Raw genomic sequence first — 20,086 nt, forward strand, 5'->3', positions numbered from 1 at the left:
ACACCCTCTTTACCAAGGTGATTTCTATCCTGAAATAGCTTTTTATTGTTATGTGTGCAAGAAGCTACGACATAAAGTCGTTACGCTTTTAAGCTTACTTTTCAATTTTTGAAAAAGCTGTGCGAATTGCTTGGATTGTTTTTTCAATATCTTCATCGGTATGTGCAGTCGATAGGAATAACCCTTCAAACTGTGATGGTGGTAGGAAAACTCCTTCTTCCATCATGGCACGATAATATTGTGCAAAGTAATCCAAGTTTGATTGCTGAGCTGTTTCAAAGTCGATGACTTCTTCATTTGTAAAAAATACACCAAACATCGAACCTGCCCGATTAACATGTAAAGGAATATCAAATTCCGCTGCAGCTTGTTGGAATCCTTCTACAAGTCGATCTATTTTCTTGCTTATCTCCTCATAAGATCCCTCTGTCAATGCGGATAAGGTTTCATAACCAGCTGTCATTGCAAGTGGGTTTCCTGACAAGGTCCCTGCTTGATAAATGGAACCTGCAGGCGCAACGCTTTCCATAATTTCACGCTTACCACCATAAGCTCCAACAGGTAGCCCACCACCGATAACCTTACCAAGACAAGTTAGATCTGGCGTAACATCAAAGTGTCCTTGCGCACAGTAATAGCCAACACGGAATCCAGTCATTACTTCATCAAAAATAAGGAGTGTACCATTTTCCTCTGTGATCTGTCGCAAGATTTGCAAGAAACCATTTTTAGGTGGTACAACACCCATGTTTCCTGATACTGGCTCAACGATAACTGCTGCAATATCTTTCCCGTACTTCTCAAAAGCAAGTTTAACACTTTCTACATCGTTATATGGTACCGTAATTGTATTCTGAGCAATGGAAGCTGGAACCCCTGGACTATCTGGCAATCCAAGTGTTGCAACACCTGAGCCAGCTTTAATTAATAACGAATCTCCATGCCCATGGTAGTTTCCTTCAAATTTAAGAATAATATTTCTACCGGTATAACCTCTAGCAAGACGAATCGCACTCATCGTTGCTTCCGTTCCTGAGTTTACCATTCGAACCATTTCAACTGAAGGTACACGGTCAATCACTAATTTTGCTAGCTTGTTTTCAAGCAGTGTTGGCGCACCAAAGCTTGTCCCTTTTTCAGCAACTTCCTTTAACTTCGTTACAACATGGTCCGCAGCATGACCTAAAATTAATGGCCCCCAGCTTAACACATAATCAATATATGCATTGCCATCAATATCGTAAATCATTGACCCTTTACCAGATTCCATGAATACTGGTGACATACCTACAGACTTAAATGCACGTACAGGGGAGTTCACCCCGCCTGGCATTAGATCAACTGCTTCTTTATACGCATCTACTGATTGATTATACCTTACCACTTTAATCCGCCCCCTCTAGTTATCTTCTTTTAGCCATTTCGCAACATCTTTTGCAAAATAGGTAATAATTAAATCTGCTCCTGCACGCTTCATAGATGTTAGCTTCTCCATTACTAATGCTTTCTCATCAATCCAGCCATTCTGTGCAGCTGCTTTAACCATGGAATATTCACCACTAACATTGTAAGCAACTACAGGCACATTAAAATTATCACGAACTTCACGAACAATATCCAAGTATGACATAGCAGGTTTTACAATTAAGAAATCCGCGCCTTCTGCAACGTCTGATTCCGCTTCACGAAGCGCTTCCAGTCGATTTGCTGGATCCATTTGGTATGTTTTCCGATCACCAAATTGCGGTGTACTATCTGCCGCATCACGGAAAGGACCATAGTAAGCCGAAGCGTATTTGACAGCATAGGACATAATCGGAATGTGTGAGTAACCTGCTTCATCTAGCGCCTGGCGAATAACAGCAACAAAACCATCCATCATATTGGAAGGTGCAATAATATCCGCACCTGCTTCAGCTTGCGACACGGCTGTTTTTGCCAAAAGCTTTAGGGATTCATCGTTGTCAACGTCGTGATCATGAATCACACCACAGTGACCATGTGACGTATATTCACAAAGACATGTATCTGCAACAACGAGCAATTCCGGGAACTCCTTTTTAACAAGCCTTGTTGCTTGTTGAATGATGCCATCTTCAGCAAAAGCTCCTGTGCCAATCTCATCCTTCTCTGAAATAACACCGAAGAAGATTACCGAACGAATACCGAGTTCGTACACTTCCTTTACCTCATCAAGCAATAAATCAAAGGATAACTGATGAACTCCAGGCATGGAAGGAACTTCATTCTTTATCTTTTCACCTTCAATAACAAAAATCGGATAAATAAAATCTTCTGTTCTTACATGATTTTCCCGTACCATCGAACGCATAGCATTCGAAGATCGTAAGCGACGATGGCGTTTAAAATTGATTGATTGTGACATCGTAATCTATCCTTTCTTTATGTAGGTACATATCGTTTCCAGCATGGCTTCAACCGTAAATTCCTTAGGTGGGTTTAAAGATTGGATACCTAATGCTGTTGCACGCTGTTCTGTTGTCGTGCCAATACATACATAGTTTTTCTTTGGAATTGTATTGGCCATTTCTACAAATGCTTCAACCGTTGAAGGGCTTGTAAATGTGATGAAATCGATGGCGTCCCCTGTTAACAGTTCGTTTAATCGATCCTTCATTTCATAATTATATCCGGTATCATAAACCTCCAACAAATCATGTGGTACGTTGTGCTTCGTAAATTCCTCAGGTAGCGTATCACGCGAACGATTCCCTCTAATGAGCAATATCGGTCCTTCATTAGGAAACTGCTGTAAAAACTCCTCTGCCATTGCCTCTGCGTGATAGACATTAGGAATAAAATCCGCTTGATAGCCATATTTTTTTAGTGCTAAATCGGTCTTATGGCCAACAACTGCTAACCTGTGATGCTGCAATTGTTTCCTATTATATTTTTCCGCAAGACTAAAAAAACAATGAACGCCATTTGCACTTGTGAAGAAGATCCACCTGAAATCATCCATTTTGGAAAAGGTGTACTTGGCTGATTGTTCATCTTTACATGAAATCGCAAGCAAAGGAACCTCGATCGGTATACCACCAAGCTCTCGTACCTTTTTAGAGAATTCCTCTGCTTGGCTTGCTTCTCTCGTTATTAGAATTTTGCTTTCATGTAAGGACTCTTCCATTACTTTTCAAGCTCCTCTTTTACACGATTTACAATTTCCTTTGCCCCTTGACCAATTAAAGCTTCTGCAGCTTCTTTTCCTACAGCTATAGGATCTGTTCCTCTTACTGTTTCTTTTAAAATCGTTTTGCCGTCTGGCGTTCCTACAAGTGCAGTCAGTATTATATCGTCTTTATCGAGGTATGCATAGCCACCGATTGGTACTTGACAGCCACCCTCGAGTAAATGTAGAAACGTTCGTTCAGCAGAAACCGTTCTCGTTGTCAAATCATCATTAATAGCTTGCAGGATTCCCTGAATCTCTTCGTCATCTGCTCGACTTTCAATTGCGAGTGCCCCTTGTCCAACAGCTGGAACAACGATTTCCGGGTCAAGGTATTCTGTAATCAATTCTTCGCTTAAACCAACACGTTTCAATCCAGATACAGCAAGAATGATCGCATCATAGTCCTCTTCGTGCAATTTGCGAAGCCTTGTTTCAATATTGCCACGGATCCACTTGATCGAAATATCTGGACGTTCCGCAAGTATTTGCGCTGAACGACGTAAGCTACTCGTACCTACAACCGCACCATTTGGTAAGTCGCTCAGCTTCACATTGTTTTTAGAAATAAATGCGTCTCGATGATCTTCTCTTATTGGGATCGATGAAATCATTAAGCCTTCGGGTAGCTCGGATGGCATGTCCTTCATACTATGTACTGCTAAATCAATTTCTTTATCATACATAGCTTGCTCAATCTCTTTGACAAAGAGACCTTTCCCACCTACTTTGGATAATGTTACATCCAAAATTCGATCTCCTTTTGTAACAATCTCCTTGATTTCAAATTCATTTTTTACACCAGCTGCTTTTAGCTGATCAATCACCCATTTGGTCTGTGTTATTGCTAAATTACTTTTTCTTGAACCAACGATAATTTTACGCATTCGTTGTGTACCTCCTTAAATTACTTACTCTTTAGAAGTGAAAATTCGATAACGTGCTGAATAAAAAGAAATTCATTAACAATATTAAAAATGCCGCTGTATTGTATGTAGCTAATGGTTTTCCCACATATCCTACAACGAGGCGCAATACTAAATATCCGACATATACAATTAGAACAAGTAATGAACCAATCGTTTTCATGTCAAACCAATAAAATTCGGAGGCAGAAACATGCGCCCAAACTACCCCTAATATAATCGCAATTAATAATAATGGCACCCCAATCGAGATTGCAATAAAGCTATAGTTATCTAATTGCTTCAAGTCTCCTAACTGCCACATCCATTTTAACCCTTTTTTGCTTTTTAAGAAACGATATTGAATTAAATACATAATGGAGAGTAAAAACGCAACCGTAAAGAAACCATAGGAAACGATTGCAAGTGTAATGTGGGCAATTAATATTTCATGTACAAATTGAATCGAATCATTCAACTGATTATTTTTGGTGCTCGCAGCAAAATACAATAGTAAAATAAAAAAGCCAAATACTTGGATGAAAAACACAATAAAACGAATTTGAAATAGCTTATTTATTATAATCGAAAGCGTAATTAATACCCATGAATAGAAAAATAGACTATCCACTAGGCTCGTAACAGGAAAGCCTTTCTCCCCAAATACTTCATAAAAGAAAAAAACGGTTTGCAGTACCCAAACCATACAAATCAACCAGAAAGCAATTTTATTAGCTTTCCGGTTGTGATGTATGAAATCGATAAAGAACCCAATTAAACTAAGGCTATATAGAATAAGAATTATTTCGTAGAGCCACTTCATTTCATGTTATAATCCTTTCTGTAAAGATAGAATCGTAAATAATCTTATAATCTTGAAGGATTAACGTCCACGAAGCATAAAATTGATACATAACTCGCAGTCGAATCGCATAACAATACCCACACATTTCCAAGTGCACCAACGATGCCTATACATTTCTAAGCCGTTGTAAACCTTTTTTGTGCTGGAAAGGATGATTGCTCCTCTTTTGCTAATAGCTTCATCGTTTCATTTTTTTTTGCTTGTTTTTCAAATTCTGCTTTCACTTCTTCTTCAATACCAAAAATATCGATGAATAACTGTAAGGACTGATCCGCATTATCCGTTCCTGCAAGCTCTTTTGCCTGTGTCACTGGTTCCTTCAACAGCTGATTAATAATACTCTTTGTATGCTTGCTAATTACTTTCTTCTCCCTAACCGTCAAATCAGGGATTTTTCTTTCAATACTTTTCATTGTCTCTGCTTGAATGGAGAGTGCCTTTTGACGTAAAGCAGAAATAACTGGTACAACACCAAGCGTTTTCATCCATTCCTTGAACAGCACAATTTCCTCTTCCATCATTATCTCAATCTGTTCTGCAGCAGCTTTTCGTGTTTCTAAGTTTTCATCCACGATATGTTTTAAATTATCAATATCATATAAGAAGACGTTATCCATATTGCTGATTTCCGGATCGATATCTCTTGGTACAGCAATGTCTACAAGGAACAAAGCTCTTCCCTTACGCTTCTTCTGAAGAGGCTCAAGCATTTCTTTCGTTAGTACAATTGAATCCGATCCAGTAGAACTGATTAAAATATCCGCTTCTTGAATAACAGGTAATAAGTTATCCATACTTTCCGCTTTCGCTTGAAATTTCGCAGCTAAGTCTTCTGCTTTTGCTAATGTACGATTGATAACGGTTATTTTCGTTGCTCCAGACCCTTGCAGATTTTTAGCAGCAAGCTCGCCCATTTTACCTGCACCGAGAATAGCAACGTGCTTATTTTGTAAATCTCCAAATATCTTTTTTGCAAGCTCGACAGCAGCATAACTAATGGATACTGCATGTTCACCTATTGCTGTTTCTTTATGAGCGCGTTTTCCAAATGTAATTGCCTGTTTAAATAACTCATTAAAGACCGTTCCGGTTGCTTTCATTTCTTGTGATGTTAAAAAAGCCTGTTTCACTTGACCTAGGATTTGGGTTTCTCCAAGTACCATAGAATCAAGGCCTGTAGATACACGGAAAAGATGTTCCATCGCGCCGTCATCTTCCGTAATTCGCAAATAGGAGGAGAACTCTTCTTTATCGAGATGAAACCAATCAGCCAAAAATTGTTTAATATAATAACGGCCAGTATGCAATTGATCAACAACCGCATAAACTTCTGTACGGTTACATGTCGAAACGATCACATTTTCCAGAATGCTCTTCCGCTTTTTTAATTCAGTCATTGCCTCATGTAGCGATTGCTCTGAAAATGTGAGCTTTTCCCTAACTTCTACAGGGGCTGTTTTATAATTGAAGCCAACTTTTAAAATATGCAATTTGTCTACCCCCAAAATAATTTACACGGTTTAAACGATTGTATATGCTATATAATAACTCAACATCCATTATAACATGTATTCCCTTTTCCATTTTCTGAAATTGTGAACAGAAAAGGAAACAATATGTTAGTATAGAAACGTGTTCTATAAATGCTTCTTTCAAATTACAGTATTAAAATAGTTTCTACATAATAATTATTTTAACTAGTGTGTACTTTATCATATTGCACACGGATAATCAAGAATTCAACTCATGTGCAGAGGAGTTTTAGGAAAGTGAAAAAACAACATTCATTACTTGCTTATTTATTAATTGGTATCGGGATTTATTTTCTGCTTCGCGAGTTGAAAATACCAATCTTAACGGATTTTTATTCTTGGCAAACCTTACTCATTATTATTGGCCTTGCATTGTTAATTCATGGATATAGCTCAAAATATTATCAAAATTTATTAGCAGGTACGATTGTACTAGGGATAGGCATTCATTTACATGGCGTCCAGCATTATTCTTTTTGGATTGACCATTGGGCTGTTTACATACTGATTGTCGGGATTGCCTTTCTTGTCCGATTTATGAAAACCAAGAAAGGGTTATTTACTGGTCTAATTCTTATCGCCCTAGCTGTATTTTTAATTTTTTCTGTTAATCTACCAATCTATTTTGATTGGTTGTATACTGTTATCGATTTATTGGAACGCTTTTGGCCAGTGCTCTTAATCATCATTGGTCTGTTCCTGTTAAAACGAAAATAATAAAAATCCCGGGTGTCTCTTTATCCCGGGATTTTTATTACAATACAGAACTCAGGAAATCCTTTGTTCGCTGTTCTTTCGGCTCATTAAAAATTTCATCTGGATGACCATACTCTACAATTCTTCCTTCATGCATATATACGACCCAATCCGCTACCTCACGAGCAAATCCCATCTCATGGGTCACAACAACCATTGTCATGCCCTCTTCAGCCAGTTCCTTCATCGTTGTAAGTACTTCGTTCACAAGCTCTGGATCAAGTGCTGAGGTTGGCTCATCAAAAAGCATCACATCTGGCTTCATCGCTAATGCACGCGCAATGGCGACACGCTGTTTTTGACCACCTGATAATTTAGATGGATATACATCGTATTTGTCTCCTAACCCAACCTTATCAAGTAATGCTTTTCCTTCTTTTATTGCTTCGCTTTTTTTCACACCTTTTACTTGTGTCGGTGCTTCAATCACGTTTTCAATGACAGTCTTATGAGGAAACAAATTAAAATGTTGAAAAACCATCCCAACTTTTTGCCGGATTTTATTTAAATCATGTGATTTTTTTTCGATTTGTTCACCGCCAATAATAATGCTTCCGCTATTTTTCATTTCCAAAAAGTTAAGACAGCGCAGCAATGTACTTTTACCAGAACCACTAGCTCCAATTAATACGACGACATCACTTTCTTTCACGGTAAGATCGATATCTTTTAATACGTGTAATTCACCAAATGACTTATTTAAATGTTCTACACGAATCATTTCTTGTTCTTCACTCATCTAGGTTCACCTCTTTCTTAATCACTAACTGCTAACCGTTTTTCAATTTTATTAACAATAAATGTTAAAAGGAGTACAATTAATAAATAATATACTGCAACGGTTACGTAGTACGGCAAATAATCAAAGCTGTTCGAGCCCATCGTACTTGCCACACCGAATAAATCTTGCATACCTATAAAGGAAACTAACGATGAATCTTTAATCCCAATAATAAACTGATTTCCCAGTGATGGAACTGCTCTGCGAAATGCCTGTGGCAATATAATTCTTTTCATCGTCAATCCTTTATTCATTCCAAGTGATAAACCTGCTTCTCGTTGACCTTTATCAATTGATTGAATGGCTCCGCGAATAATCTCTGCGATATAGGCTCCACTGTGAAATGCTAAACCTGCAGCACCAGCCCAGAACATCGGAATCAGCAAAATATCGGTTAAACCGTAATACAGGATAAAGATTTGGACGATTAATGGAGTACCGCGAACAATCCATATGTAAGCATCTGCAATCCATTCGAGAATTTTTATGTTTGATATTTTAAGTAATGCTACAAATAATCCAATAACGATAGCGATTAACAAGGATACGACAGATAGCTTCAACGTAATCCATAAGCCATCGAGAAACACATGATAACTACTAATGAAAACATCGAAAAAGTGTAATATGTCCTCCAAGTGCTTCAGCCTCCTTAAACAGAATGTGCGCATACTTGGATGCGCACATTCACATCTTCATATTCAAATTTTATTCTTCGATTTCAGGTTTTTCGGTGATGTCACCGCCAATCCATTCTTCAGAAAGGGCGGCAAGCTCACCACTTTCTCTCATTTCCTCAAGGGCTTCATTAACAGCTTCAAGTAATGCACTATTATCTTTATTTACTGCAACGGCTTGATCAGCGACGCCAAGCTGGAATCTCCCTTCAATTTCCAGTCCAGCATCAATAGCTGTAAAGCCTGTTACATCATCCGTGATCACAGCATCATGATGACCGCTTGCTAGCGCTTGAAGTGCAACTACATCACTATCAACTTGGGGTATATTTGTAGTGTATTGCTCTGCCACTTCAAGATACGTCGTACCTCTAGCGACAGAAATTTCTTTCTCTTCCAAGTCGTCTTCCGTTTGAATATCACTGTCAGTTCTCGTATAAATGACTGGTCCGGAGTAGTAATAAGGCTCTGAGAAATCGACCTGCTGCAGCCGCTCTTCTGTGATCGTATGACTTGCAACCGCAATATCATAACGCCCTTCTGTTACTCCTGTAACAATTCCCGAAAATTTCGCACGCTGTGGATTTGGCTCTAAGCCAAGTTTTTCAGCAATTGCTTCCCCGACAGCTACATCGAAGCCAACCATTTCACTGCCCTCCATGTAACTAAATGGCTTAAATTCACCAGAAGCTGCAAATGTTAGCTTGCCATCTGCAACTAAATTGTACGCATTGTCATTACCCGCAGCGTTCGAATCACCATTAGCAGAATCACTGTTCCCACAAGCAGCTAACCAAAACATACATACCATTAAAAATAACGCAATTTTCAGTTTTTTCATCCGTCTTCCCATCCCCTTTTTCATTTGAATTACAGCTATTATCTCTGCTCTGTAACATGAAATGGTATCAGCCATCTCCATATCAATTTTGCCATGTATTTAAGTATAGCAATAATAGAAATAGCACACGAATTGGCTATTCAACGATATCCATCAGTATATGTACATTTACAGATTCTACAGTATAATAACTCCCTTCAGCATACATATACCCATTTTTACTAAATGATACTCTTGTTTTCTAAAAATTTTTCACATTGTTAGGAAATCATTAAGAATTCTGGTTAATGTGGTTGATAGATCATCAAAGCTAGCTGCAGTCGGGATACGGATATGATAGACAGCGATTGTGTTTGACATGGGGTTACACGGTTACAGCAGTCTCGTGATCAATTACTAGCAGATGGTGGGAGTTTCTGACTTATCTGTAATCGGATTAGGTTGGAATGCGATCGATTATTTATTAATCGGATTAAAATCGTCGAGGATATTTAGTTACTACGTATTCGTTATACTAAAAAAACCTTGTCCGAGACAAGTTTCTCAGACAAGGTGATGTTTCATTAATTTTTCAAATAGTGACTAATGATAGACCAAGATTCATCTTTACCTTCACCAGTCTCAGATGAGAATGGGATGACAATATCATCCGGTGCTACTTCAAATGTTTGCTTTGTTCGTTTTACGTGCTGTGCTCGTTTATTCTTCGGTATTTTATCAAGCTTCGTTGCGATGATAATTACTGGAAGCTCATGATATTTAAGAAAATCATACATTTGCAAATCATCTTTTGTTGGTTCATGACGTAGGTCGGTGACAAGGATAGCGGCTTTTAAAGTTTCTCTTGTCGTAAAGTATTCCTCCATCATGCCTCCCCATTTTTCTCGTTCCTTTTTTGAAACCTTTGCATATCCGTAGCCCGGTACATCTACAAAATAAAAGCCTTCATTAATTTTATAAAAATTTAAAGTTTGTGTCTTCCCCGGCTTTGATGATGTACGAGCTAAGTTTTTTCGATTGATTAATTTATTAATGAACGACGATTTCCCGACGTTCGAGCGACCTGCTAATGCTATTTCTGGCAGCATATCACCAGGGTATTGTTTTTGGCTAACAGCACTGATGACAATTTCGGCGTTAGTTACTTTCATTTTTCTCCTCCACGAGTGCGTGCTCAAGTACCTGATCAAGGTGATTCACCTTAATAAATGTCAAGTCACTTCGAACGCTTTCTGGTATATTTTCTATGTCTTTTTCATTTTCTTCCGGGATAATCAAGGTCGTTAACCCCGCTCGATGCGCACTCAATGATTTCTCTTTTAAGCCACCAATCGGCAATACACGTCCGCGGAGTGTAATTTCTCCAGTCATCCCAACTTCTTTCTTAATTGCCCTACCTGTTAATGAAGATACTAAGGCCGTAGCAATCGTTATTCCTGCAGACGGGCCATCCTTTGGTGTTGCCCCTGCGGGAACGTGAATATGAATATCATATTTCTCGTAAAAATTGGTCTCGATATTAAATTCCTTCGTTCTAGAACGTACATAGCTGAATGCAGCTTGAGCGGACTCTTGCATTACCCCACCCAATTTACCGGTTAACGTTAATTTCCCTTTACCTGGATAATGGGTTACTTCAATTGAGAGGATATCACCGCCAGCAGAAGTATATGCTAAACCAGTTGCCGTTCCAACTTGGTTCTCTTGTTCCATTAGTCCATAGCGGAAAATCGGCTTACCTAGTAGTTCTTCTAAGCTTTTTTCCGTAACAATCACTTTTTCCTTCTCGTTTGAAATGATGATTTTAGCTGCTTTTCTGCATAATTTCGCTAATTCCCTCTCCAAGCTACGTACTCCAGCCTCTCGTGTATACCTGCGAATCAACTTGAGAATGGCATTTTCTCGAATTTGTAAATTAGCTTTTTTAAGACCATTTTCCTTCAATTGCTTCGGTAATAAATGCTGTTTAGCAATATGCAGCTTTTCTACTTCCGTATAGCCTGCAATGGAAATGAGCTCCATACGATCCAATAATGGCCCAGGTATGCTATTTACATTATTCGCAGTAGCAATAAATAGGACATTGGATAGGTCGTAATTTTCTTCGATAAAATGGTCACTAAACGTACTGTTTTGTTCCGGATCCAACACTTCCAGCATCGCTGAAGAAGGATCGCCACGAAAATCATTTGACATTTTATCAATTTCATCGAGCAAGAATACTGGGTTAATCGTTCCAGCTTTCTTCATTCCTTGTATAATACGACCTGGCATTGCACCAATGTAGGTTCTACGATGTCCACGTATTTCAGCTTCATCACGGACACCGCCTAACGAAATCCGTACGAAATTCCGATTAATTGCTTTGGAAATTGATTTTGCTAAGGAAGTCTTCCCTACTCCTGGTGGACCAACAAGACAGAGAATTGGTCCTTTTATCGTATTCGTTAGCTTTTGAACAGCTAAATATTCTAATATTCGTTCCTTTACTTTTTCAAGTCCATAATGATCATGATTTAATACTTTTTCTGCATGCTTAATTTCAATTGTATCCTGTGTTTTTTCAGTCCAAGGTAAAAGAATAAGCCAGTCTAAATAATTACGGATCACAGAGCTTTCAGCAGAACTTTGCGGTACCTTTTCATATCTTCCCAATTCCTTGAGGGCAACTTCCATAATATGCTCTGGCATATTGGATTTTTCAATTTTCTCCCTTAATTGATCCACTTCACTTGTTTTACCATCTTTATCGCCTAGCTCTTTTTGAATTGCTTTTAATTGTTCTCGAAGGTAGTATTCCTTTTGCGTTTTTTCCATGGAATTTTTTACGCGTTGACCAATTTTCTTTTCTAAATCAAGAACCTTCTTCTCGTTAGAAATGATTTTAATGAGATGCTTCATTCGGTCAGTCACATTAATTATTTCTAATATTTGCTGTTTATCCTTTATTTTCAATGTTAAATGAGAAGCAACGATATCTGCAAGTCTTCCTGATTCCTCGATATCCGAAACGGTTGCATAGGTTTCATCTGTTAATTTCCTGGAAAGCTTTATGTATTGTTTAAATTGCTCAAGTAAAGAACGCATTAATGCTTCTTCTTCATGCTGTTCGCCATGCGCTTCTTCCAAATTACTGATCTCAACCAAAAATTCATCTTCCGATTCCGTATAACGGAGAATTTCTCCACGAGAAAGTCCCTCCACTAGTACACGCATCGTACCATTTGGGAGCTTTAACATCTGCTTTACCTTTGCCAAAGTACCTACATTATAAATATCGCTTGGTTCTGGTTCATCTAAACTCACTTTTTTTTGTGTCGCTAGGAAAATCAGTTGATTATCCATCATTGCCTTTTCCAATGCTGCGATCGATTTATCTCTGCCTACGTCCAAGTGTAAAACCATAGACGGAAACACGAGTAGTCCGCGTAATGGAAGGAGGGGGACTTGAATGTTTTCTTTCACCATTGTTTGTACCTCCGTGATCTATGTATTTATTAGCTATCGTAATAAGTTAATATACAAATCTCATTATGTATTTCTTCAGTTTATAGAAAAATCTTCCTCTTGTAAATGGTTTCATTTCCAAAATTATATTCTATTTATTTCATCGTTAGTATTACCTATGTTTATCATTATAAACAAAAAGGAGCTGACTGAGTCAGATCCTTATTAGAAATGAAGTATCTGCTCAGTCAGCTTCAAAATCTTATTATGCACTTTCTTTTGGATGCTTTTCATTTCCTTCTTTTATTGTTCCATCATGAAAAATCAGTTTAGGGCTACCATTTTCAGCGGCAACTGTTTCTTTCGTAATGATACATTTCTCCACATCTTCTCGAGAAGGAAGGTCAAACATTACATCTACAATAATTCCTTCAATAATGGAGCGTAATCCACGAGCACCTGTTTTACGTTCAATTGCTTTTTTAGCAATTTCAATCAGCGCATCATCTTCAAATTCTAATTCAACATTATCCATATCGAATAATTTTTGATATTGTTTAACAAGCGCATTTTTTGGTTTTGTTAAAATTTGAATCAACGCATCCTCATCTAATGGAGTTAAACTTCCGATTACTGGAATACGTCCAATAAACTCCGGAATTAAACCATAACGTAATAAATCTTCCGGTAATACTTTGGAAAGTAATTGACCCATATCCAGGTCTTCTTGTTTTTCATTTGAGCCAAATCCGATTACTTTCTTACCAAGACGACGCTTAATTACTTGGTCAATTCCATCAAATGCTCCACCAACAATAAATAGAATGTTAGTCGTATCAATTTGGATAAATTCTTGATGTGGATGCTTACGTCCCCCTTGTGGTGGCACGCTTGCAACTGTACCTTCTAGGATTTTCAGCAATGCTTGCTGTACCCCTTCACCAGATACATCACGTGTAATCGAAGGATTCTCGGATTTACGAGCAACCTTATCTATTTCATCAATATAAATAATCCCTTTTTCAGCCTTTTCAACATCATAGTCTGCAGCTTGAATCAGTTTGAGCAAAATATTCTCGACATCTTCCCCAACATAACCAGCTTCAGTTAATGAAGTTGCATCTGCCATCGCAAACGGAACATTAATAATACGAGCGAGCGTCTGAGCAAGTAATGTTTTCCCACTACCTGTTGGTCCGATCATCGCGATATTACTTTTTGATATTTCAACATCATCCGTACTCTTTGTGGAATTAATCCGTTTATAATGATTATATACTGCTACAGCAAGATTTCGTTTTGCTTTATCTTGACCAATTACATAGTCATCAAGAATATTGCAGATTTCCTTCGGTTTTGGAATTTCATTCATTTCCATATCCTCGTCTGTACCTAGCTCTTCTTCAACGATTTCTGTACAAAGCTCAATACATTCGTCACATATATAAACACCAGGTCCGGCGACCAGTTTACGTACTTGTTCTTGACTCTTTCCACAAAATGAACATTTCAATTGTCCTTTTTCCTCATTAAATTTAAACATTCCATTTCACCCCTAAACGAGCTAAATAAATTCAGCTATCAACTTTTATAGTCATCATATCAGATACAATTTAAAAAACAAAACAATATACTTCTTCCATTAAGCTAAACACGATAAACTTGTCTTCTTCAAGTGTTAAAAAACAACAAATGTAAAAAATCAGCAATTAAATTACCTTGTTTTATCTATTATGGATATATAACAGAAAAAGTCAATAAATTTAACTTCAACATTTCGGTTATTGTTACTATATGATGTAGGCACAAGATAAATTTCACTTATTTATATCTCTTAATAATGGAAAACAAGGTGCGATATGAATCGCACCTTGTTTTACTAATTTGATGTTATTACTTTGCAACCTTACTGTTGTCCACAAGGAAATCAATTGCTGCTCTTATTTTTAAGTCGTTTTTAATTGTTTCATTGCTTCCACCAAGCATTTGTACAAGCTGATCAACCTCTGTGCCGTACATAGTAGCCATTTTTTCAAGCTCTGCATTAACATCTTCATCAGACGCTTCAATGTTTTCAGCTTTAACAATTGCTTCTAGTGTAAGATTTGTTTTAACACGTTTTGCTGCATCTTCTTTCATTTGCTCTTTCAATGCATCTTTATCTTGGCCAGAGAATTGAGCGTACATTTCAAGTGTCATACCTTGCATTTGTAATTGCTGTTCAAATTCTCTTACCATTTGATCAAGTTCTGTCTCAACCATTGCATCAGGAATTTCAACTTCCGTATTATCAGACGCTTGCCCGATTAAAGCTTCACGTTTTTTATTATCTGCATCTTGTTTTCTTTGTGATTCAAGTTCTTCACGCTTTTTATTTTTAAGTTCATCAAGTGTTTCTACTTCATCATCAACATCTTTAGCAAACTCATCATCAAGCTCTGGAAGTTCTTTTGATTTCACTTCATGAATAGTAACTTTAAACACAGCATCTTTACCAGCTAAGTTATCTGCATGGTATTCTTCAGGGAAAGTAACTTCGACTTCTGTTTCTTCTCCTGCTTCTTTACCAATTAATTTTTCTTCAAATCCAGGAATAAATGAACCTGAACCAATTTCTAAGGAATGATATTCACCTTTACCGCCTTCGAATGCTTCGCCATCTAAGAATCCTTCAAAATCGATGACAGCTGTATCGCCATCTTCAATTTTCCCTTCTTCTTTCACAACAAGCTCTGCATGACGTTCACGGATCGCATTAATTTCGTTTTCAACATCTTCATCTGTAACTTCTACAGATTCTTCTTCAACTTCAAGTCCTTTATAGTCACCTAATGTAACTTCAGGTTTCACTTCAACAATAGCAGTGAAAATCAAATCTTTTCCTTTTTCAATTTGCTCAATGTCTACCTCTGGCTGTGCAATTGGGAAAATATCTGTTTCGTCAATTGCTTTAGAGTATGCTTCAGGTAAAACGATATCTACAGCATCTTGATAAAGTGACTCTACACCAAAACGTTTTTCAAACATTCCGCGTGGAATTTTCCCTTTACGGAATCCAGGAATTTGTACATCCTTCGATACTTTTTTGAACGCTTTGTCCAATGCAAGATTAAATTCATCTGCAGGTACTTCAAACGTTAGTTGTCCTTTGTTACCTTCTTGTTTTTCCCATTTTGCTGTCATTAAAAATCCCTCCAAAATCTATTGTATCAATCCATTTTTCATAATTTAATGTGTGAATGATAGATATATTCGAATTTGCAACCATCTCATTATAACATAATTCGCATGGCTTTCAAGCATTTACTGCGAGTTAGTCTATTCTTCGATGATACTTAAGTATAAAGAATCACACATACTAATTTCTTTCATTATACGTGCTATTGTTTCAGATACTTCTTCTTCGTCATAACTTGTAGGTATATGTAAGTACTGTTCTCCTATTTTCTTTATCGCTTCTGCAATATCACCTGCCTCATTAGGGGATGGCATGAACGGATAAACAACATAAACATAGCGATATAAAAGCTGCTCCAATAATTGAAATAAAGTCGGATTCGCTTGCTCCATATCTCTTAAAATAGTTAAGATTCGCTTATAAATGTCATTGCTCTTCATATCCTGCAAATCAAATGGCACTACATACATACTTAAACTAAATTTATGTATTTCTATTTCATCAGAGACTTTATTTTCTTTCAACCAAATTAGGAGAGCCGTTTTAATAACGGGATGAACATGTTCATTCGTTAGAAGTGGAAGAACTTCCCGATCTGGCTGTACTTTCATACTCCGCATTCGATCAACAATACGCCACTGCTCTAGATGATTATCCTGATTAATAGCTTCATACAATTCTTCTATAATAGAGCTTTTATTTTCTACCGCTAAATCCATTTTCATCTTTTCACTCATATCGTACAACTGCTTAAATTGCTCCTCAAGCAAATCGGGAACAGGACCATTTTCAAATTCATATTTTACCTGTTCCATCAACAAGTCATACTGATTGGTCTGAAATAGGATCGTTAAATAAATATGTACATAGTGATAATAATCCTCGTTCTTAAGCTGAAGCAATTCTTCACATAAATCTTGCGCCTCTGCTGTTCGACCTAGTTCCATTAGGCAAATTAACTTACCGATTAGAATTTCGTGATTATCGATATGGTAACTTAACAGGAGATCAAGCTTCCCCAAAGCCTCTTCATAGCGTTTCTCTTGTAAAGCAAACAAGCTTTCTTCTTCAAGTCTTTTCTGCAGCTTCGGAAAAAGAATTACATTTTCTGAATTCGAACTCATTTATTCACCTCTTTTCTCTCTAACCTTTAGTATATAAATTTCTTTAATTCGTATAAATACCCCAAATTAAAGAAATTAAACATAAGAATATAGAAAGAGAAACCTAATTTATGATGATAGGTTTCTCTTTAGCAGCGTTCCAAGTAAGATGCCATGCTACAAATTAGGAAATAAACCATTTGTAAGCGCTACTATTTCGACTCATTATCACTTGCTTATGTAACAATCAGCTCCGAAGCTTGATCATTTAACTGATTTAAGTATAAATGAAGATGAAAATGATTGCAATGCGCAACAAAGGTATCTAGTTGATTATTCAGAAAATACATCAGATCTAAGCCTCCTTTCTAACCATTAATTGAAGTGCATAAAGATGTGATGACAGAAATGAAAATCCCCCGCCAAATCCTGGCGAGGGTCCGAACTAATACATTAAGGGATGTGAGCTGACTGTTTTAAACCACATACAACACCTGTCTGTGAGGAAAAGTCCGTTTATAACGTTAATCTGGAATTCTAGAAAACTCTAGCATCTACGAGAGCGCCTACGGCTATTGCATCCGCAACTGTCGCGTCTGTCACCCCGTCTATCACGGTCTCTGTCACGATCTCCCCTCACTTCTCGGCATTCACAAACAAATCGTAATCGATCGCGATCGCGGTCACGATCTCTGCGACCTCTGACATCTCCGAAAAAGAAATTATCAAAACAACACATACTTTTCCCTCCCTTAAAACGTAAATATCGGCCGGCCATACTAATAATATATTGTAGAACCGAGCGGTTTGATTGGACAAACCGTCTAGGGTAAATGAACATTTTAGCGGGGTAAGATATATCACGTTTTGCGCTAACTAATCCATTTTATAGGCAAGTTGTTTGAGATAAAAAAGCTAAACCATTTGCAATATAGCAAGAGGGAAAATGAAGTTGGCGCGTTTCTTTTTCTGGATAGAGTAACAGCCTTCTATGCTGCAGATTTTTCGCAAAAAAATGGGCAGGTATGATTCCGATTTCATATCAGATTTACCTGCCAATCCATTCTCTTACTTTCAAACTCTATTTTTTCAAGATTAACTTCATTATCTTATGCATTTACTACCTTTAACTTCAGTCAACTTAATTAAATCGTATAACTTTTTTAATGAGCTATCATTTCATGAACAATAGCATCCCCATCCATTTCTGTTGGATAGTAAGTCGGCCAGTTTTCTACTTCATCTAATAATGCTTCACGATCGTTGCCCCAATATAGATGGTAGTGTCCAGAATCTGTAGGATAGATATTATGATCACTGAATTGAATAAATTGAGGAAGCTCATCGTTATCCTCTGCTAATTTAAAAATAAATCTAACTCCTCTATTTCCTGCTTCATATGTTAAAATTTCATATCCATCATAAACATATTCACCTGTTAACTCATTATCCTGTTTAAAGAACGTTACAGTATCTTCCTGAATAATAATACGGTCAACATCTGTTTCGTACCCATAATCGTAATACTCCTTATATTCTTCAGCAGTCATATCTCCACTTTGTTCTGATTTATGAGTAAATACTTCGTCTAGTGTCCCATCTTGCAGATATGGATAAACAGACTGCCAGTCTCCTTCCCAATCAGAGAGTGCACGATCCTTAACCTGACTATCCTCAAAATAGCCATTGTAAATTTCATCATCATGTGAATGGTTATGGTCGTGATCATCATGGTCATCAATAACAATTTCTATCGGTTCTGATTGTACATAAGCTTCATGTTCATCATTATATAGAACTACTTTTATCTGTTGACCATTATTAGTTGCCTCACCTTTAAAATTGCTAGTTTCTTGCTCAGGGGCAAGATCCCACTCATCATCTTGATTATCTCTTATGTACCAGTGCCAATGATCAAAATCGCTTTCTTCTTCTAATACTGCAGTTAGTTCAACAATATCTCCTGTGTGATAATGGTCAGCCACCCCTTGGATATCAACTTCCTCAGGAGCTTGAGGATCGTTACTGTTGTCATGTTCATGTTCCGTAGCAGATGACGCCTTTTGCTCTTCTCCTTCTTGTAAATCAGCATTCTGACAACCAATCAATAACAGAATACTAAGCGTTAATACACTTAACCCCTTTACAGATAAAAATTTCATTCATAATCTCTCCTCTACCATTTATTTTAAACCGTAACTATTACTATTCGTAATTATTACGATTTAAATTATACACACTTCTATTCATATGCGTCAATATAAACTTTAAAATAATAGTTAATTTATAAGTTGAAGTAGATTAGAAATAAAAGAAAGTAAACGAAATAGAAACGGTAGGTTAGCGAATTTGAACAATGTTTGAAAATGATAGATGACGAATGAGGGTAGCTAAGAATGAATGAAGAATGCTAGATTTTCAATTCAAGTAGTCGAAGTTTCTGATTCATTATTAGAGATAAGCGTGATTGATATCGAATCGGTATCTTGTACTGCAATCACTAAAAAACAACAAAAAAAGCCTCATAAACAAATGTTTACAAGGCTTTAAGTAGCGTCCCAGGCAGGATTCGAACCTGCGACCCACAGCTTAGAAGGCTGTTGCTCTATCCAGCTGAGCTACTGGGACAATTAAATATTTTGGAGCGGGTGAAGGGAATCGAACCCTCATCATCAGCTTGGAAGGCTGAGGTTTTACCACTAAACTACACCCGCATCAAATTTTATCTTTTTTATAAGTGAGAATATGTTTTTCTTAACGGTTGGTAAGTTGTATCAACTTACAATTATGTAAAAGATGTTTCGATTTTAT

16 protein-coding genes and 2 tRNA genes are annotated in these 20,086 nt (G+C 37.2%); 1 reads left to right on the forward strand and 17 read right to left on the reverse strand.

Annotated elements, in window-relative coordinates:
- Window positions 1-94: 94 nt before the first annotated feature.
- From hemL to hemA, 6 genes are all read right to left on the reverse strand, one after another.
- Complete coding sequence (hemL, locus tag F1560_RS15240; RefSeq protein WP_149475508.1) at window positions 95-1,384, reverse strand: glutamate-1-semialdehyde 2,1-aminomutase; 1,290 nt, start codon at window positions 1,382-1,384, stop codon at window positions 95-97.
- A 15-nt stretch (window positions 1,385-1,399) separates the two neighbouring features.
- Window positions 1,400-2,386, reverse strand: a complete 987-nt coding sequence (gene hemB, locus F1560_RS15245; protein WP_149475509.1) for a porphobilinogen synthase — start codon at window positions 2,384-2,386, stop codon at window positions 1,400-1,402.
- 6 nt (window positions 2,387-2,392) lie between these two features.
- Window positions 2,393-3,148 carry a uroporphyrinogen-III synthase gene (locus F1560_RS15250; protein ID WP_149475510.1) on the reverse strand — a complete coding sequence of 252 codons (756 nt, stop codon included), beginning with the start codon at window positions 3,146-3,148 and terminating at the stop codon, window positions 2,393-2,395.
- Window positions 3,148-4,077 carry a hydroxymethylbilane synthase gene (hemC, locus tag F1560_RS15255; protein ID WP_149475511.1) on the reverse strand — a complete coding sequence of 310 codons (930 nt, stop codon included), beginning with the start codon at window positions 4,075-4,077 and terminating at the stop codon, window positions 3,148-3,150. The genes F1560_RS15250 and hemC overlap by 1 nt, the downstream gene beginning before the upstream one ends.
- Window positions 4,078-4,108: 31 nt before the next feature.
- The gene (locus tag F1560_RS15260; protein ID WP_149475512.1) at window positions 4,109-4,918 is read right to left on the reverse strand and encodes a cytochrome c biogenesis protein; all 810 of its coding nucleotides are present in this window, start codon (window positions 4,916-4,918) and stop codon (window positions 4,109-4,111) included.
- Between the two features lie 158 nt (window positions 4,919-5,076).
- Window positions 5,077-6,450, reverse strand: coding sequence for a glutamyl-tRNA reductase (gene hemA, locus F1560_RS15265; protein WP_149475513.1), 1,374 nt, complete (start codon window positions 6,448-6,450; stop codon window positions 5,077-5,079).
- Between the two features lie 279 nt (window positions 6,451-6,729).
- Here hemA and F1560_RS15270 point away from each other — a divergent pair, with 279 nt between their 5' ends.
- Window positions 6,730-7,209, forward strand: a complete 480-nt coding sequence (locus tag F1560_RS15270; RefSeq protein WP_149475514.1) for a LiaI-LiaF-like domain-containing protein — start codon at window positions 6,730-6,732, stop codon at window positions 7,207-7,209.
- A gap of 37 nt (window positions 7,210-7,246) precedes the next feature.
- On the opposite strand, the gene F1560_RS15275 is transcribed toward F1560_RS15270, so the two are convergent.
- The 11 genes from F1560_RS15275 to F1560_RS15325 all read right to left on the reverse strand — a co-directional run bounded on the left by F1560_RS15275 (window position 7,247) and on the right by F1560_RS15325 (window position 19,989).
- Window positions 7,247-7,987, reverse strand: a complete 741-nt coding sequence (locus tag F1560_RS15275; RefSeq protein ID WP_275955860.1) for an amino acid ABC transporter ATP-binding protein — start codon at window positions 7,985-7,987, stop codon at window positions 7,247-7,249.
- Between the two features lie 17 nt (window positions 7,988-8,004).
- The gene (locus F1560_RS15280) at window positions 8,005-8,667 is read right to left on the reverse strand and encodes an amino acid ABC transporter permease (RefSeq protein WP_187773746.1); all 663 of its coding nucleotides are present in this window, start codon (window positions 8,665-8,667) and stop codon (window positions 8,005-8,007) included.
- Between the two features lie 70 nt (window positions 8,668-8,737).
- Window positions 8,738-9,547 (reverse strand): transporter substrate-binding domain-containing protein, encoded by an 810-nt coding sequence (locus F1560_RS15285; RefSeq protein WP_187773747.1) that lies wholly within the window; start codon window positions 9,545-9,547, stop codon window positions 8,738-8,740.
- Between the two features lie 563 nt (window positions 9,548-10,110).
- Window positions 10,111-10,698, reverse strand: a complete 588-nt coding sequence (yihA, locus tag F1560_RS15290) for a ribosome biogenesis GTP-binding protein YihA/YsxC (protein WP_149475516.1) — start codon at window positions 10,696-10,698, stop codon at window positions 10,111-10,113.
- Entirely contained in the window at window positions 10,685-13,015 is a 2,331-nt protein-coding gene (gene lon, locus F1560_RS15295) for an endopeptidase La (RefSeq protein ID WP_149475517.1), read from the reverse strand. Before lon ends, yihA begins: the two co-directional genes overlap by 14 nt.
- Window positions 13,016-13,259: 244 nt before the next feature.
- Entirely contained in the window at window positions 13,260-14,537 is a 1,278-nt protein-coding gene (gene clpX / locus F1560_RS15300; RefSeq protein ID WP_149475518.1) for an ATP-dependent protease ATP-binding subunit ClpX, read from the reverse strand.
- 350 nt (window positions 14,538-14,887) lie between these two features.
- Window positions 14,888-16,177 carry a trigger factor gene (gene tig / locus F1560_RS15305; RefSeq protein WP_149475519.1) on the reverse strand — a complete coding sequence of 430 codons (1,290 nt, stop codon included), beginning with the start codon at window positions 16,175-16,177 and terminating at the stop codon, window positions 14,888-14,890.
- A 135-nt stretch (window positions 16,178-16,312) separates the two neighbouring features.
- On the reverse strand, window positions 16,313-17,296 hold the full coding sequence (locus tag F1560_RS15310) for a tetratricopeptide repeat protein (protein ID WP_149475520.1): 984 nt from the start codon (window positions 17,294-17,296) through the stop codon (window positions 16,313-16,315).
- 1,142 nt (window positions 17,297-18,438) lie between these two features.
- Window positions 18,439-19,437, reverse strand: coding sequence for a metal-binding protein ZinT (locus F1560_RS15315; protein WP_149475521.1), 999 nt, complete (start codon window positions 19,435-19,437; stop codon window positions 18,439-18,441).
- A 392-nt stretch (window positions 19,438-19,829) separates the two neighbouring features.
- A tRNA-Arg gene (locus F1560_RS15320) sits at window positions 19,830-19,903 on the reverse strand.
- 12 nt (window positions 19,904-19,915) lie between these two features.
- Window positions 19,916-19,989 (reverse strand) — tRNA-Gly (locus tag F1560_RS15325).
- Window positions 19,990-20,086 lie beyond the last annotated feature (97 nt).

The organism is Oceanobacillus polygoni (genome assembly GCF_008304605.1).
In the GTDB taxonomy this organism is placed as follows: domain Bacteria; phylum Bacillota; class Bacilli; order Bacillales; family Amphibacillaceae; genus Oceanobacillus; species Oceanobacillus polygoni.

What these genes read in the sequence shown, in the direction of transcription:
- hemB (WP_149475509.1), bottom strand. Translation starts at nt 2,386, where the DNA reads ATGTCACAATCAATCAATTTTAAACGCCATCGTCGCTTACGATCTTCG.
- F1560_RS15250 (WP_149475510.1), bottom strand. Translation starts at nt 3,148, where the DNA reads ATGGAAGAGTCCTTACATGAAAGCAAAATTCTAATAACGAGAGAAGCA.
- hemC (WP_149475511.1), bottom strand. Translation starts at nt 4,077, where the DNA reads ATGCGTAAAATTATCGTTGGTTCAAGAAAAAGTAATTTAGCAATAACA.
- F1560_RS15260 (WP_149475512.1), bottom strand. Translation starts at nt 4,918, where the DNA reads ATGAAGTGGCTCTACGAAATAATTCTTATTCTATATAGCCTTAGTTTA.
- F1560_RS15275 (WP_275955860.1), bottom strand. Translation starts at nt 7,987, where the DNA reads ATGAGTGAAGAACAAGAAATGATTCGTGTAGAACATTTAAATAAGTCA.
- F1560_RS15285 (WP_187773747.1), bottom strand. Translation starts at nt 9,547, where the DNA reads ATGAAAAAACTGAAAATTGCGTTATTTTTAATGGTATGTATGTTTTGG.
- yihA (WP_149475516.1), bottom strand. Translation starts at nt 10,698, where the DNA reads ATGAAAGTAACTAACGCCGAAATTGTCATCAGTGCTGTTAGCCAAAAA.
- lon (WP_149475517.1), bottom strand. Translation starts at nt 13,015, where the DNA reads ATGGTGAAAGAAAACATTCAAGTCCCCCTCCTTCCATTACGCGGACTA.
- clpX (WP_149475518.1), bottom strand. Translation starts at nt 14,537, where the DNA reads ATGTTTAAATTTAATGAGGAAAAAGGACAATTGAAATGTTCATTTTGT.
- tig (WP_149475519.1), bottom strand. Translation starts at nt 16,177, where the DNA reads ATGACAGCAAAATGGGAAAAACAAGAAGGTAACAAAGGACAACTAACG.
- F1560_RS15310 (WP_149475520.1), bottom strand. Translation starts at nt 17,296, where the DNA reads ATGAGTTCGAATTCAGAAAATGTAATTCTTTTTCCGAAGCTGCAGAAA.
- F1560_RS15315 (WP_149475521.1), bottom strand. Translation starts at nt 19,437, where the DNA reads ATGAAATTTTTATCTGTAAAGGGGTTAAGTGTATTAACGCTTAGTATT.